We start from the raw sequence: 14,388 nt of genomic DNA on the forward strand, positions 1-14,388 counted from the left end.
ATGGCAACAGCGGTAGGCATCGATCTCGGAACAACGAACTCGGTGATCGCCGCCTGGCAGGGCGGGGAGCCGATTGTGATTCCCAACGCCGAGGGCGCGCGAACCACGCCCTCGGTGGTGGCCTTCACGGAAAACGGCGAGCGTCTGGTCGGGCAACTGGCCAGGCGGCAGTCGATCATGAACCCGAAGGGCACCATCTACTCGGCGAAGCGGTTCATCGGCCGCCGCTTCGATGAAATATCGGAGGAAGCCAAGGCGGTCAGCTTCGACGTCGTCGAGGGCGACGGTGGCGCCGCCCGGTTCGACGTGCGCGGCAAGCAGTACTCGCCCGAAGAGATCAGTGCCCAGGTGCTGCGCAAACTCGTCGACGACGCCGGCAAGTTCCTCGGCGAACGGGTCAAGGAGGCGGTGATCACCGTTCCGGCGTACTTCAACGACGCCCAACGCAACGCCACCAAGGACGCCGGCCGGATCGCCGGGCTGGATGTGCTGCGCATCATCAACGAGCCCACCGCCGCGGCACTGGCCTACGGGCTGGACAAAAAGGGCCACGAGACCGTGCTGGTCTTCGACCTCGGCGGCGGCACGTTCGACGTCAGCCTTCTCGACGTCGGTGACGGGGTGGTCGAGGTTCGCTCCACCGCCGGTGATTCCCATCTGGGTGGCGACGACTTCGACCGCCGGCTCGTGGACTATCTGGCCGATGAGTTCCAGCGCGAGAACCACATCGATCTGCGCAAAGATTCGCAGGCGCTGCAGCGGCTGTTCGAGGCGGCCGAGAAGGCGAAGGTGGAACTGTCGTCGGTGACACAGACGCAGGTCAATCTGCCGTTTGTTACCGCCGACGCCAACGGCCCCAAACACCTCACCATGACCATCAATCGGTCGAAGTTCGAGGAACTCACCCACGATCTGGTGGAGCGCTGCATGGGCCCGGTCAAGCAGGCGATGGACGACGCCAAAGCGACGGCCAACGACATCGACGAGGTCATCCTGGTCGGCGGGTCGACCCGCATCCCCGCCGTGCAGGCCCTGGTCCGCCGGCTCACCGGCGGCAAGGACCCGAACATGACCGTCAACCCCGACGAGGTGGTCGCAATGGGTGCCGCCATTCAGGCGGGCGTGCTCAAGGGCGAGGTCTCCGACGTCTTGCTGCTCGATGTCACCCCACTGTCGCTGGGTGTGGAGACCGCCGGCGGCGTGATGACCAAGATCATCGAGCGCAACACCACCATCCCGGCACGGCGCAGCGAGGTGTTTAGCACCGCCGCAGACAACCAGCCGGCCGTGGATATCGTTGTGCTGCAGGGTGAACGCGAGATGGCCACGGATAATCGCATTCTCGGCAGGTTCAAGCTGGAGAACATCCGACCTGCCCCGCGCGGTGAGCCGCAGATCGAGGTCACCTTCGACATCGACGCCAACGGCATCCTGCATGTCACCGCGCGCGACAAGGACACCGGCGCCGAGCAGAGCATCACCATCAGCGAACAGTCCAACCTCGATCAGAGCGAGGTCGAGCGGATGCTCGCCGAGGCCGAGGCGCACCGCCGCGAGGACGAACAGCTGCGTAAGCAGGTCGATGCACGCAATGAACTCGATTCGGCCGCTTACCAAGTCGAGCGCCGCCTCGCCGAGCTAGGCGACTCCGCGGCGCCACATGACCGGGCCCGCGCCGAGATGCTGATCGCCGACGCTCGGCAAGCCATCAAGGAAGAGGCCCCGCTGGAACGGGTGCAATCACTGACATCCGAACTGCAGCAGGTGCTTTACGGGCTACAGCCTGCCCCAGCGGGCGGCGGCGATGGGCAGCGGGGGCCGTCTGGTAACGGCCACGGCTCGCGAGTCGGTGACGACGACGTGGTCGACGCCGAGTTCGACCGGGGCTGAGCCGCCATGGTCAGCCCCGCGGATCAATCCAAGACCGACGAGGACCGCGACGCGATTGGCGAAAGCCCGCCTGAAGCGGTTGCCTCCCAAACCGATTCGGACGATGAGCTGGCCAAGCTCGAGGACCGCTGGCGACGCGCTGTCGCCGATCTGGACAACCTGCGAAAGAGATATGCCCGCGAACTGGACCACGAACGAACAACGGAAAGGTCCAGGGTGGCCGGCGCCTGGCTGCCCATCGTGGACAACCTGGAGCGGGCGATCAGTCATGCTGGTGACCAGTCCGACGCGTTCGTCGAGGGCGTGCGGAGCATTCTCGAGCAAGCGCTACAGGTTCTCGAGCAGCTCGGCTATCGGCGCGATGCGCAGGCAGGGGTGCCCTTCGACCCGGAGCGTCACGAGGTGGTGGGTGTGGTGGACCACCCGGACAGCGCGCCCGGGACGGTTGTCGAAGTACTTCGACCGGGCTACGACGACGGATCGAGGCAACTGCGGCCGGCGGCCGTGGTGGTCAGCCGACGCGAGGAGTGAGATCGGGTGGCCCGCGACTACTACGAAGTCCTCGGGGTGTCGCGGGACGCGACCGCCGACCAGATCCAGCGGGCGTTCCGCACACTGGCCCGCAAGCATCACCCGGACGTCAACAAGGATCCAGCGGCCGAAGAACGGTTCAAAGAGGTCAACGAGGCCTATCACGTGCTGTCGGACCCCGAAACCCGCAAGCGCTACGACCGATTCGGCGAAGACTTCCGCAAGGTGCCCGAGGACTGGGAAGAGCGGGTGGGCGCCGGTGTCGGTGGCGTCGGTGGCTTCGGCGGCGCAGGGCCCGCCGGCGCCCGGGTGCGCTACGGCCAGGGCTTCGGCGGCGCCGGCGGCATCAACATCGAAGACCTCTTCGGCGACATGTTCGGCGGCAGTGGCGGATTCGGGACGATTCCGGGCGCCGACCAGGAAGCGGTGCTGGAGCTGACCGTCGAGGAGGCCTACCGGGGCGGCAAACGGCAGATCTCACTGGATGGCCGCAACTACGGGGTCAACATTCCCGCTGGCGTCATCGACGGTCAGCGGATACGGCTGGCGGGAGAGGGCGGCCGAGGTAGCGGCGATGGACCGGCCGGAGATCTGTACCTGAGGGTGCGAATCAAGTCGCATCCCCGATTCCGGCTCGACGGACGCGACGTCACCGTCGATCTGCCGGTGTCACCCTGGGAGGCGGTGCTGGGGACCACCGTCGCTATTCGAACTCCCGGCGGCGAAGTGAAAGTTGCAGTGCCGCAAGGGTCGTCGACCGGCCGGCGGTTGCGGCTGCGCGGCGAAGGCATGCCCAACCCGCGCGGTGCCGCAGGCGACCTCTACGCAGAAATCAAGGTGATGGTGCCACCGAAACCCACTGCGCGGGAACGCGAGCTGTTCGAGCAACTGGCGGCGGAGTCCACGTTCGACCCCAGGAGGGGACGATGACCGCATCACGCTATGTCCTGGCGCGGCGGCCCGGAATGCAGCTCGACGACTTCGCAACACGCTGCGGGCTGCATCCCGACATGGTGCGCCGACTGGTCGCGCTCGGCCTCGTCGCTTGCCAGCAGGATGCCCGCGGCGATCTCCGGTTCGAACCGTCTGCGTTGGTGACAGTCGGCCGTATCCAGCGGTTGAGGGCCGGTCTGGGACTGAACTACGCGGCGATCGGGCTGGTGCTCGACCTGCTCGACCACATCGAAGAGCTGGAATCCGCTTCTCGCCGAAGGAGGACATCCCGGTGGACATCAACAAGCTGACGCAGAAGTCGCAGGAGGCGTTGGCCGAAGCGCAGAGCATCGCGACCCGGATGGGTCATATCGAGGTCGACGGCGAACATCTGTTGATGGCGCTGATCGACCAGCCCGAGGGTCTGGTACCGCGGCTGCTGGATCAGACCGGCGCCGACACCGCGGCCCTGCGCGCGGACCTGGAACGCGAACTGAACCGCCGCCCGAAGGTGAGCGGCCCCGGCGCCGCGCCGGGCCAGGTCTCGGTCACCCGGCGCCTGGCGAACGTTCTGGAGGCCGCCGAGCGGGAGGCCAAGCGGCTCAAGGACGAATACGTGTCGGTGGAGCACCTGGTGATTGCCCTCGCCGAAGAAGGTACGTCCACCGCCACCGGCAGGATCTTGGCCAACCACGGCGTGACACGAGATTCGTTCCTGAGCGCGCTGACCAAGGTGCGTGGCAACCAGCGGGTCACTTCCGCGACGCCCGAGGGTTCCTACGAGGCGCTGGAGAAGTACGGCCGCGACCTGGTCGCCGAAGGCCGCGCCGGCAAGCTCGACCCGGTGATCGGCCGAGACGCCGAGATCCGCAGGGTGATCCAGATCCTGAGCCGCAAGACCAAGAACAACCCGGTTCTGATCGGCGACCCCGGAGTCGGCAAGACGGCGATCGTCGAGGGGTTGGCCCAGCGGATCGTGCGCGGCGATGTCCCAGAAGGCCTGCGGGACAAGACGATCTTCTCCCTCGACATGGGTTCGCTGGTGGCCGGTGCGAAGTACCGCGGCGAGTTCGAGGAGCGGCTGCAGGCGGTCCTTTCGGAGGTGAAGGCGGGCGAAGGCCGAATCCTGCTGTTCGTGGACGAGTTGCACACCGTCGTCGGCGCGGGCGCGACGGAGGGGTCGCTGGATGCCGGGAACATGCTCAAGCCGATGCTGGCCCGCGGCGAGTTGCACATGATCGGCGCCACCACCCTCGACGAATACCGTAAGCACATTGAAAAGGACGCCGCGTTGGAGCGCCGGTTCCAGACCGTGCTGGTCGACGAACCTGACGTCGAGGACACCATTTCGATCCTGCGCGGCCTCAGGGAACGCCTCGAGGTGTTCCACGGAGTGAAGATCCAGGATGCCGCCCTGGTGGGCGCCGCCACGTTGTCGCATCGCTACATCACCGACCGCTTCCTGCCCGATAAGGCGATCGACCTGGTGGACGAGGCTTGCGCGCGGCTGCGCACCGAAATCGACTCGATGCCAGCGGAGTTGGACGAGATCACCCGTCGCGTGACGCGACTGGAGATCGAAGAAGTATCGCTGGCCAAGGAATCCGATCCCGCGAGCAAGGCGCGCCTGGAAGAGTTGCGCAGGGAGCTGGCCGACCTGCGCGCTGAGGCCGACGCCAAGCACGCGCAATGGGACGCCGAGCGGCAGGCGATCAAGCGGGTACAGGAACTGCGCGGACAACTCGAGCAGGTGCGACACGAGGCCGAGGAAGCCGAGCGCAACTACGACCTGAACCGGGCCGCCGAGTTGCGATATGGCCAGATCACCGAACTGGAACGCAAACTGCAGGCCGCCGAGGAGCAGCTGAAGTCCAAGCAGGGCGATCGGCCGTTGCTCCGCGAGGTCGTCACCGAGGACGAGATCGCCGAGATCGTGTCGGTATGGACCGGTATCCCGGTGTCGCGGCTGCAGGAGGGCGAGCGCGAGAAGCTGCTGCGACTCGACGAGATCCTGCATGAGCGGGTGATCGGCCAGGAAGAAGCGGTCCAGCTGGTCGCCGATGCGGTGATCCGGGCCCGCTCCGGAATCCGGGATCCTCGCCGCCCGATCGGCTCGTTCATCTTCCTCGGACCCACCGGGGTGGGTAAGACCGAACTCGCGAAAACGTTGGCCGCCGCGCTGTTCGACAGCGAGGACAACATGGTCCGTTTGGACATGAGTGAGTACCAGGAGCGGCACACGGTCAGCCGGTTGGTCGGTGCGCCACCGGGATACGTCGGCTACGACGAGGGTGGCCAGCTCACCGAAGCGGTGCGCCGCAAGCCCTACTCGGTGGTGCTCTTCGACGAGATCGAAAAGGCCCACGCCGACGTGTTCAACACCCTGCTGCAGGTGCTCGACGATGGCCGGCTCACCGACGCACAGGGACGCCAGGTCAACTTCCGCAACACGGTGGTCATCATGACCTCCAACATCGGATCGCACTACCTACTCGACGGCGTCACCCCACACGGCGAGATCAAGCCCGACGCGCGCGAGCGGGTGATGGCCGAGCTGCGCGGGCACTTCCGGCCCGAGTTCCTCAACCGGGTCGACGACATCGTGTTGTTCACTCCGCTGTCGATGCCGCAGATCGAGCGGATCGTCGAGCTTCAGCTGGCCGAGCTGCGGGATCGGTTGGCGGAAAGGCAGATCGAGCTCGAGATCACGGCCGACGCGCGCCGGCTGATCGCCGAACACGGCTACGATCCGGTGTACGGGGCGCGGCCGCTGCGCCGCTACATCGCCCACGAGGTGGAGACCAAGATCGGCCGGGCGTTGCTGCGCGGTGACATCGCGGGCGGTGGCAAGATCCGCATCACCGTGGAGAATGGCGAACTCGCCGTGGGCTATTCGGAACCGGCCCTGGTGGCCTGACCGAGGAGGCGCCATGGAAACAGACATCGTGACGTGCCCGCACTGCGGAAAACGCAATCGGGTACCCGCGGCGGCCGCGGGGAAGCCCCGGTGCGCCAACTGTCACCAGTGGCTGCCGTGGATCGCCGCGGCCGGCGACGGGGACTTCGCCGACGTTGCCGAAAAGTCCTCGGTTCCAGTGCTTGTCGACCTCTGGGCGACGTGGTGCGGGCCGTGCCGGATGGTGAGCCCGGCGCTCGAGCAGCTCGCCACCGAACGGGCCGGACAACTCAAACTGGTCAAGGTCGACGTGGACAAGGCACCGGCGATTTCGCAGCGGTTCGAGGTGCAGGCTGTGCCCACCCTGCTGCTCCTTGATCGCGGGCAGGTGCTGGCGCGACAAGCGGGTGCCGCTCCCGTTGCAGCGCTGCGCAATTGGTTGGACCAGGCGCTATCGGCCAGCAGCGCGAAGGAGGCACGGTCATGACATCCGTGGGTATCGATCCACACGTGGCGGCGATTCGTCAGGTGCGCCCGCGCACGAACGGCTGTGAGGAATGCCTGCAGCTCGGCACACCGTGGGTGCACCTGCGGTTGTGCCTGACGTGCGGGCACGTTGGCTGCTGCGATTCTTCGCCGATGCGGCATGCTCGGGCGCATGCTCACACGATCGGGCACCCGATCGTGCAGTCCTTGGAGGCCGGCGAGAACTGGCGGTGGTGCTATGTCCACGAGAACTATGTCTGAGGTCGCCGCCACAGACGAGCGCCCATCGATTCCGCTGGCCGAATCCCCCGACAGATACGGCGCGTACCCGCGACTGTCTGACGATCAGATTGCCGCGCTCGAGGCGGGCGGCGCGCGGCGAGCAGTCGACGCGGGAGAGATGCTGGTTCGCGAGGGTGAGCGCGCCGACTACTTTTTCGTCATTCTGTCCGGCAAAGTCGCCGTCAGCACCACGGACGACGCGGGCAACCGGCACGTGATCCGGGTCCACGGCCCCGGGCGGTTCCTCGGGGAGCTCGGCGACCTCGAAGGCCAAGCCGCGTTCTACACCGCCGAAGTGGTGGAACCCGGCGAAGTGCTCGTGGTCCCGACCGAGCGGGTGCGGGCCTTGGTCGCCCACGATCCGGTGCTCAGTGACCTCATCCTGCGCGCGTATCTGGTGCGCCGCTCGCTGCTCATCCAGGAGGGATCCGGATTCCGGCTCATCGGCTCCTGCTATTCGCCGGACACCGCTCGGTTGCGCGAGTTCGCCGCGCGAAATCGATTGCCGCACCGCTGGCTTGACTTGGAACGTGACAAGCACGCCGAACGGCTGCTGCAACGGTTCGGAGTATCGCCCCAGGACACCCCGGTGGTGATCTGGGGCAGTGACCTGCTGCGCAACCCGACCAACACCGAGCTGGCCCGCCGGGTCGGGCTGCCGGTACCCGACACGGTGCCCGACGAATCCGACGTCGTCGTGGTGGGCGCCGGTCCGGCGGGGCTGGGCGCTGCGGTGTATGCCGCGTCGGACGGCCTGACCACCGCGGCCATGGAGCGGATCGCAACCGGCGGGCAGGCCGGGACGTCGTCGAAGATCGAGAACTATCTGGGATTCCCCGGCGGAATCTCTGGAGCCGACCTTGCCGAACGGGCAGTTCTGCAGGCCGGCAAGTTCGGAGCGCGGATCATCGTCTCCGCGGAAATCACCCGGCTGGAATCCGGCGGCGGCCAGCACCGGGTAATGCTCGCGGACGGTAGGTCGGTGGTGGCCAGGGCCGTGGTGCTGGCCACGGGAGCCAGGTATCGCAGGCTCGCCGTCCCGGGAATCGAATCGTTCGAGGGCAACGGCGTGTACTACGCCGCCACCTTTCAAGAAGCGTTGGTGTGCGGCACCGGGCCGGTCGTCATCGTCGGGGGTGGTAACTCCGCGGGCCAGGCGGCGATCTTCCTCGCTGCGCGGGTTTCCCGGGTGTACGTGGTGATCCGCGGCGGCGACCTGAACAAAACCATGTCCCGGTATCTCGTCGACCAGATCAACCGGCACCCCCGCGTGACTGTCCGGTCATGCACCGAGATCCGGGAGGTGCACGGAAACGGTGCACTCAGCGCGGTGGTGACCGAGGACAAACGAACAGGCGAGCGGCACTCGATCCAGACCCGCGCCCTGTTCGTCTTCATCGGCGCGGATCCCAATACCGCATGGCTCGCCGGCGCCATCGAACTCGACGACCGCGGCTTCGTGCCGACCGGCCCGGCCGCGTTGTATTCGGACGCCGACGGTGCCCGGCGCAGCACCCAGCGCGACCCGATGATGCTGGAGACCAGCCAACCCGGTGTGTTCGCGGCGGGCGACGTGCGTAGCGGCTCGGTCAAACGGGTAGCCTCCGCGGTCGGCGAGGGATCGATGGCGATCCGCCAAATCCACGAGTACTTCGGGACGTAGTCGGCAGCGCGGACCGCGGCCGGCCGGACCAACATGAACACGAACGGGAGAGCAATCATGACCAACGCCGAGGATGTCCCGCTCCCCGAGGACAAGCCCGAAGCCGATGTGGCAGAACAGCAGATCCCCGTCGACCCCACCGTCGATGAGGCAGGGCTGGATCCCACCCATATCGCCAACCGCAGCGATGCAGAGGCCAACCTCGCCGACCTGATCGACCAAGCCATCAGCGTCCCCGTCCCCGACGATGACCACCCGGCGCAGTATTGATCCCGACCCGGGGCACGGCCCACCAAACCCAAATGGCCGCCCAAGCCTGGGCGCGTCATCACCAGCCAGTCACGGCAACGCGGTAGCGCACACGCATACCGATGGCTGGCACACCTCTTCCGCCATCGACGATCACGTCTCGCCGTTGCGGGAAGACTATGCCGTCCGATGGGTTCCCTGCCGTTGACCAGCCGGCTACACGCTGCTGCGGTCGCGCACAGGCGAGCGCCGCCAGGTTCGACGCTCATACTCACAGGACGAATCGGTGTGGAGGTTTCTGGCTTGGTGGGTGCACGCGGCGGTCGCATCGGGTTGCCAGACTCGTTGTCCGGTGGCGTTTCACGGCGTGCTGGCCGCGGTGGTTCTCACTCCGAGATACGAAGGACTTGGTTTGGGGCGAGCTTCGACGCAACCACTTGGATGGTGGGTGACCCTCGTGACAACCGAAGCGCCCCCGCTGGCGGGCGCGGCTGAGGTTTACGGGCACGCTGGCCTACAAGCTGGCGACCACCACCGATCACAAGGTGATAGGGATGATGTACCTGGTCGCCTCTTCCATGCGAGGCATGACTGCCGTGGACGCTTCTTCTTGTGGCCGCCTTGCGCAGGTCCCGGACGGCTCCCACTCACCCCGATCCTCTTGCGGACGCCATCGTTGCTTTTACCGCCCGAGTAACCCTTCGCGCACACCTTTGTTCGGCGCCCGTGAGTGAAGCGGGGGAGCAGTCGAAGGTGCTAGTGGCCGGTTGGATAGGTTTCGGGCAGCTCTACGGCGATCCACTCACTGGTCAGCTCGAGCGGCTCCAAGGCGCGTCTGGTCAATGTGGATCATCGCATCAAACTGCTCGGCCGGCCGGACATGGAAGTAGTGGCTCTGCCGTTCGGTCTCGGGTCGGTAGATCACCCCGGTCGCGCGTCCCAGCCGGACATCGTCCAAAGGCTCGGCCGACACGCGATCGTCCACCCGCATCGGCACGTAGAACGACTTCTTGTCGGTCTCGTGCATCAATTCCTCCACGCTGTTGGGCAAGCCCGGCCGGACGACTTTGCGCTCCGCGATTCCGCCCCACTCGCTGGCCGCGGTGACGGTTCCGGTCTGGGTGCTGAAACCGATCAGGCGTGCCTCGTCGCCGTAGTTCTCTCTTGCGAGCTGACCCAACGTGAGTTGACCGTCCGCCGACACCTCGGTCGCGCGGGATCACCGACGTGGGAGTTATGGGCCCACACCACGATTCGGGCGGGTTGGCGATCGTCGTGGTGACCCAGGTGGGTCAGCAAGGCGTCCAGGGTTTCTGCCATGTGCTGGTCCCGCAGATTCCAGGTGTTGACTCGCCCGGTGAACATCGCGCGGTAGTAGACCTCGGCGTTGCGAACGACATGTGCGTTGCGCTCGGCGTAGAACGCGTCGTCCTCGGCGAGCAGTCCGTCACGGCGCGCGTAGTCCAGCGCGTTGCGCTGTACGTCGACCAACTGGGTGCCCACTGCAGCGATTGCCGTCGCCGAGAACGGGCGCCTGAGCCGAAGTTCACCCGAGGGGCGGGCTTCAACTGTCACGAGATACCCCCGATACACCCGCGAACAGCCATGCCGCGTGGTGTCCGTTCGGTGTCATTACTGTGCCAGCTAGCCGGGGTCAGCGCGTCGTCCCACCAGTCGCAAAACATGACCACCGAACAGACCTGAGGGTCCCAGGACCCTAATGGACGTGGCAGTATTCAACCGAACACCCGCGGCAGCTCTTGATCGCAGACCCTGCAACCTTTGTGGTGCCGCACCTGCGCAATCCTCAACTGCAGCAACGCTTTTCGATGCGTGAAAAGTGGGTATTGCCAACGCTTCTGGTCCGGTATGGGCGTGATTGATGGAATCGTTGCGTTAGGCCACCGTCCAGCTAATCGTGCTGGTCAGCGCGTGGGACAGTTGTCCCGCCCGCGTGGGACAGCCCGGTTTTGTTTTGCTGGATGGCGTGCAAGGATCCGATGACATGACAACGTCGATACCGATGCAGCCAGGAATCACGATGCTCGGATGCAATGCTGCGGCGAGAGTGCTGCTAAAACTTCATCGGATACGCGGTCACCCGATGTTTGTGACGATCGACGAAACCGATTGGCAAGGAGTTCGGTGGCGGGTTGAAAGGCCGATCAAAAGCGTCAGGCTAACGCCCGTCCAGACCGTCGAGGTGGAGTTCGCAGACGAGACGCCTACCCGCCAGTTCGGTGCGGAGCAGATGATCGAGATACACACGGTCTACTACGTAGTCGCACCAACCGCTTAGGCAAGGGAATGCTGGCGGGTCGTGTACGCGGCGCGCGCCGAGCAACCACCCGCGTGTGTTGGTGTGATGATGTGCTGGTGGAGCGTGCTCATCGACACCGGATAAGATCCTAATCGGACGGCCGTCAGTTGTGGAGTCATATTGGAAATCGATCGCCCACACCACATTTGGTGCCTTCGCCGTCGGCACCGGGAGATGAGTCGAAAATCCCGCGGGCTTGCGGCGCTGCGGCACCGGCCTGCACAGGCGCTCCTGGCGCCACAACCGCTGAACCTTCGTGTGGTTAACCACCCAACCCTGGGCGCGCGCGTCGTGACAGGCGCGGCGATGACCCCAGCGTGGATGCTGGCGGGCATAGTCGCGCAGCCACTCCCGCAGGCCACGATCCCGGGTCCTCGATCGTGTCACTAGCCGGCATGTGGCGCTGTGGACCGATGCTGCCCGACCACCCGACACGCGAACCGCTCACTCACACCCATCACCCGCTGCAAGTGGTGAACCGCGATGCGACGGCGCGCCGGGCTTAGAATTCCTCCTTGGCAATCGCCTTGGGCGCAGCCTTGTCCAACTCTGCCTCCGCGAGCAGGCGCTTCACCGTGGAAGTCTCCCGCTCCAACTGCCGCAACCGCTTCACATCATCCGCCTTGAGCCCACGAAATTGGTTCCACCAGCGGTAGTAGGTCTGCTCCGAAATCCCAAGCTGGCGCGCCACCTCCGGCCCGTGAACGCCCTCGGCCAGCAGCCGATCCGCCTCTTGTAACTTTCGCACCACCTGCTCTGGGGTGTGCCGCTTGGGTTGTCGTGTGGACATTCATCGAGCCCTCCTGCCCGCCACTACGGGCCGTAAGACTCTCATAAAGCCTAGACCGACGATCGGGGCTCAGGTCATCACGACGACGCCTTGGGTGCCGCCACCAGTGTCGGTTGATCCAGTCCGCGCAGCACCACCTCATCGCCCAACTCCCAATGACGGCGCTCACCCTCGCTGGCCCGCTCGACCGCGGCCGCCGAGGCCAGCAGGCGCTGCGGTGTGGACTTGGCCAGTTCGCACAGCCGGGCGGCCTCGTTTACCGGCTCGCCGATCACGGTGTATTCGAACCGTTCGTCCGCGCCTACGTTCCCCGCGATCACCTCACCCGCGGCCACCCCGATCCCGGCGGGGCACTCCGGCACGTCGTCGCGCAGCCGGCATGCGATAGCGCGCGCCGAGGCAAGCGCATGGTCCTCGGGACGCTCCAGCGGAACGGGGGCGCCGAACACCGCCAGCGCCGCGTCGCCTAAGAACTTGTTGACCAGCCCGTGGTTACGGTCGACCTCCTCGACGATGACCGCGAAGAACCGGTTGAGCAATTCGACCACCTCGATCGGCGGCATCCGGGCCACGAGCTGCGACGAGCCGATCACGTCGACAAACAGCACGGCCACATGGCATTCCGCGCCGCCCAGCTCCAGCTGGCGCTGCACGGCGGCGGCGGCGACCTCCCGACCAACGTGGCGGCCGAACAGGCGGTCCTTTCACCGACGACGGTCGGCGGTTCGATACCGTCCGCGCCCACCAGATTTCTCATACGATCGGATGGCCCGTAGGTCCCTTCGACGGAACGAGGCGACCCATCTCCGACACCGCGTTCCAGATGACGGCGATCGGCCTGTACTTCGCCGTGATGATCGCAATCGGCTTCTACGCCTACCGCCAGACCAGCGATCTCGACGACTACATGCTCGGTGGCCGAAGGCTCACCCCGACCGTCGCCGCCCTGTCGGCAGGCGCGTCCGACATGTCCGGATGGCTGCTCCTCGGGGTTCCCGGCGCGATCTACGCCTCGGGTCTGCTCGAGTCGTGGATCGTGATCGGCCTGGTGATTGGCGCCTGGCTCAACTGGAAGTTCGTCGCGCCGCGGCTGCGGGCTTATACCGAGATCGCCAACAACTCGATCACCGTGCCGAGCTTCTTCGAGAACCGGCTGCGCGACAAGTCGCATGTCCTGCGGATCTCGGCAGGCACGATCATCCTGGTCTTCTTCACGTTCTACGTGTCGTCCGGCATGGTCGCCGGCGGCGTGTTCTTCGAGTCATCGTTCGGCTCGTCGTATCTGACGGGCATGCTGCTGGTCGCCGGAGTCACCCTGTGCTACACGCTGTTCGGCGGTTTCCTGGGCGCCTCGCTCACCGACGTCGCGCAGGGACTGTTGATGCTCGCGGCGCTCGTCACGGTCCCCGTAGCCGCAATACTTGCCATCGGCGGGCCCGGCGAGTTGGTCGATCTGGTTCAGGCCGCCGACGCCGTTCACAACGTCGGTAATCCCGGCGACGAAATCCACCGCACGTCACTGTTCTTCGGCGGAAGTTTCCTCGCCATTGTGTCGGCGGCGGCCTGGGGAATCGGCTACTTCGGACAACCGCACATCATCGTCCGGTTCATGGCGATGCGCTCCTCGGCCGACGCGAAGGCCGGACGTCGCATCGGCATCAGCTGGATGATCCTCACCTCCGCTGGCGCGATCACCACCGGCTACGCCGGCCTGGCGTACTTCTTCAAAGAAGACGTGACGCTGGAAAATCCGGAGACCGTGTTTCTCCGCCTCGCGCAGGTGATGTTCCACCCCTTCGTCGCCGGGGTCGTGCTCGCCGCGGTGCTGGCGGCCATCATGTCGACGATCTCGTCGCAGCTGATCGTGTGCTCGTCGGCACTGGTCGAAGACATCTACCGGGCATTCGGCAAGGAAGCCAGTCCGACGAGGTTGGTCCTTTATGGTCGGCTCGGGGTGTTAACCGTCGCGGTGGTAGCGGTCCTGTTGGCGCTCAACCCGGATGGGACGATCCTCGACCTCGTCGGATTCGCGTGGGCAGGTTTCGGCGCCGCGTTCGGTCCCCTGATCATCCTGTCGTTGTTCTGGCGCAAGCTCACCTCGGCCGGGGCGATCGCCGGCATGATCGCCGGTGCCGTGGTGGTCGGCGTCTGGGGTCAGACCGAGGCGCTGTCGAGCGCGATGTACGAGATCGTTCCCGGCTTCGTCGCGTGTTTCGCCGTCGCGGTCGCCGTATCGCTGGCGACCGCCCGCGAGGATGACGAGATTCAGCGCGAATTCTCCGAGACGGCGGAGAAAGCACACGAGTCCGCGGCGTCGGGCTGACGTTCAGCGCACCCGCCCGTGTTTG

General features: G+C 65.9%; 11 protein-coding genes and 3 pseudogenes. 11 read left to right on the plus strand and 3 right to left on the minus strand.

What is annotated here, in order from left to right; genetic code table 11:
• The 9 genes from dnaK to A5790_RS05555 are packed head-to-tail and all read left to right on the plus strand — an operon-like array spanning window position 1 to window position 8,951.
• Window positions 1-1,890: a molecular chaperone DnaK gene (dnaK, locus tag A5790_RS05515; protein WP_066841759.1), complete on the plus strand. Its 1,890-nt coding sequence runs from the start codon at window positions 1-3 to the stop codon at window positions 1,888-1,890.
• 6 nt (window positions 1,891-1,896) lie between these two features.
• On the plus strand, window positions 1,897-2,421 hold the full coding sequence (locus A5790_RS05520) for a nucleotide exchange factor GrpE (protein WP_066841760.1): 525 nt from the start codon (window positions 1,897-1,899) through the stop codon (window positions 2,419-2,421).
• A 6-nt stretch (window positions 2,422-2,427) separates the two neighbouring features.
• Window positions 2,428-3,351: a DnaJ C-terminal domain-containing protein gene (locus tag A5790_RS05525; protein ID WP_066841761.1), complete on the plus strand. Its 924-nt coding sequence runs from the start codon at window positions 2,428-2,430 to the stop codon at window positions 3,349-3,351.
• A complete protein-coding gene (locus A5790_RS25340; RefSeq protein ID WP_082961588.1) occupies window positions 3,348-3,665 on the plus strand; it encodes a chaperone modulator CbpM in 318 nt (105 codons plus the stop codon). The genes A5790_RS05525 and A5790_RS25340 overlap by 4 nt, the downstream gene beginning before the upstream one ends.
• Entirely contained in the window at window positions 3,647-6,271 is a 2,625-nt protein-coding gene (gene clpB, locus A5790_RS05535) for an ATP-dependent chaperone ClpB (protein WP_066841763.1), read from the plus strand. The genes A5790_RS25340 and clpB overlap by 19 nt, the downstream gene beginning before the upstream one ends.
• Window positions 6,272-6,284: 13 nt before the next feature.
• Entirely contained in the window at window positions 6,285-6,737 is a 453-nt protein-coding gene (trxA, locus tag A5790_RS05540) for a thioredoxin (protein WP_066841764.1), read from the plus strand.
• A complete protein-coding gene (locus tag A5790_RS05545) occupies window positions 6,734-6,997 on the plus strand; it encodes a UBP-type zinc finger domain-containing protein (RefSeq protein ID WP_066841765.1) in 264 nt (87 codons plus the stop codon). Before trxA ends, A5790_RS05545 begins: the two co-directional genes overlap by 4 nt.
• A complete protein-coding gene (locus tag A5790_RS05550; protein ID WP_066841766.1) occupies window positions 6,975-8,681 on the plus strand; it encodes an FAD-dependent oxidoreductase in 1,707 nt (568 codons plus the stop codon). The genes A5790_RS05545 and A5790_RS05550 overlap by 23 nt, the downstream gene beginning before the upstream one ends.
• Window positions 8,682-8,738: 57 nt before the next feature.
• Window positions 8,739-8,951 carry a hypothetical protein gene (locus tag A5790_RS05555; protein WP_066841767.1) on the plus strand — a complete coding sequence of 71 codons (213 nt, stop codon included), beginning with the start codon at window positions 8,739-8,741 and terminating at the stop codon, window positions 8,949-8,951.
• Between the two features lie 735 nt (window positions 8,952-9,686).
• On the opposite strand, the pseudogene A5790_RS05560 reads toward A5790_RS05555, so the two are convergent.
• A pseudogene (locus A5790_RS05560) lies at window positions 9,687-10,523 on the minus strand (erythromycin esterase family protein).
• A gap of 325 nt (window positions 10,524-10,848) precedes the next feature.
• Between A5790_RS05560 and A5790_RS25925 the strand changes: the two are divergent.
• Window positions 10,849-11,229, plus strand: a complete 381-nt coding sequence (locus A5790_RS25925; protein ID WP_197696719.1) for a hypothetical protein — start codon at window positions 10,849-10,851, stop codon at window positions 11,227-11,229.
• Window positions 11,230-11,313: 84 nt separating this feature from the next.
• Here the strand turns inward: A5790_RS25925 and A5790_RS26145 are convergent.
• Window positions 11,314-12,040: pseudogene (locus tag A5790_RS26145) on the minus strand (transposase); the annotation flags it as partial.
• Window positions 12,041-12,117: 77 nt separating this feature from the next.
• A pseudogene (locus A5790_RS05575) lies at window positions 12,118-12,735 on the minus strand (adenylate/guanylate cyclase domain-containing protein); the annotation flags it as partial.
• A 107-nt stretch (window positions 12,736-12,842) separates the two neighbouring features.
• Here A5790_RS05575 and putP point away from each other — a divergent pair.
• Window positions 12,843-14,363 (plus strand): sodium/proline symporter PutP, encoded by a 1,521-nt coding sequence (gene putP / locus A5790_RS05580; protein WP_066841770.1) that lies wholly within the window; start codon window positions 12,843-12,845, stop codon window positions 14,361-14,363.
• Window positions 14,364-14,388: the final 25 nt, after the last annotated feature.

Source organism: Mycobacterium sp. 852002-51152_SCH6134967, from assembly GCF_001667105.1.
Lineage (GTDB): Bacteria > Actinomycetota > Actinomycetes > Mycobacteriales > Mycobacteriaceae > Mycobacterium > Mycobacterium neumannii_A.

Excerpts from the sequence above, each read along its gene's own strand:
- dnaK (WP_066841759.1), top strand. The coding sequence starts at position 1 with ATGGCAACAGCGGTAGGCATCGATCTCGGAACAACGAACTCGGTGATC.
- A5790_RS05520 (WP_066841760.1), top strand. The coding sequence starts at position 1,897 with ATGGTCAGCCCCGCGGATCAATCCAAGACCGACGAGGACCGCGACGCG.
- A5790_RS25340 (WP_082961588.1), top strand. The coding sequence starts at position 3,348 with ATGACCGCATCACGCTATGTCCTGGCGCGGCGGCCCGGAATGCAGCTC.
- trxA (WP_066841764.1), top strand. The coding sequence starts at position 6,285 with ATGGAAACAGACATCGTGACGTGCCCGCACTGCGGAAAACGCAATCGG.
- A5790_RS05545 (WP_066841765.1), top strand. The coding sequence starts at position 6,734 with ATGACATCCGTGGGTATCGATCCACACGTGGCGGCGATTCGTCAGGTG.
- A5790_RS05550 (WP_066841766.1), top strand. The coding sequence starts at position 6,975 with ATGTCCACGAGAACTATGTCTGAGGTCGCCGCCACAGACGAGCGCCCA.
- A5790_RS05555 (WP_066841767.1), top strand. The coding sequence starts at position 8,739 with ATGACCAACGCCGAGGATGTCCCGCTCCCCGAGGACAAGCCCGAAGCC.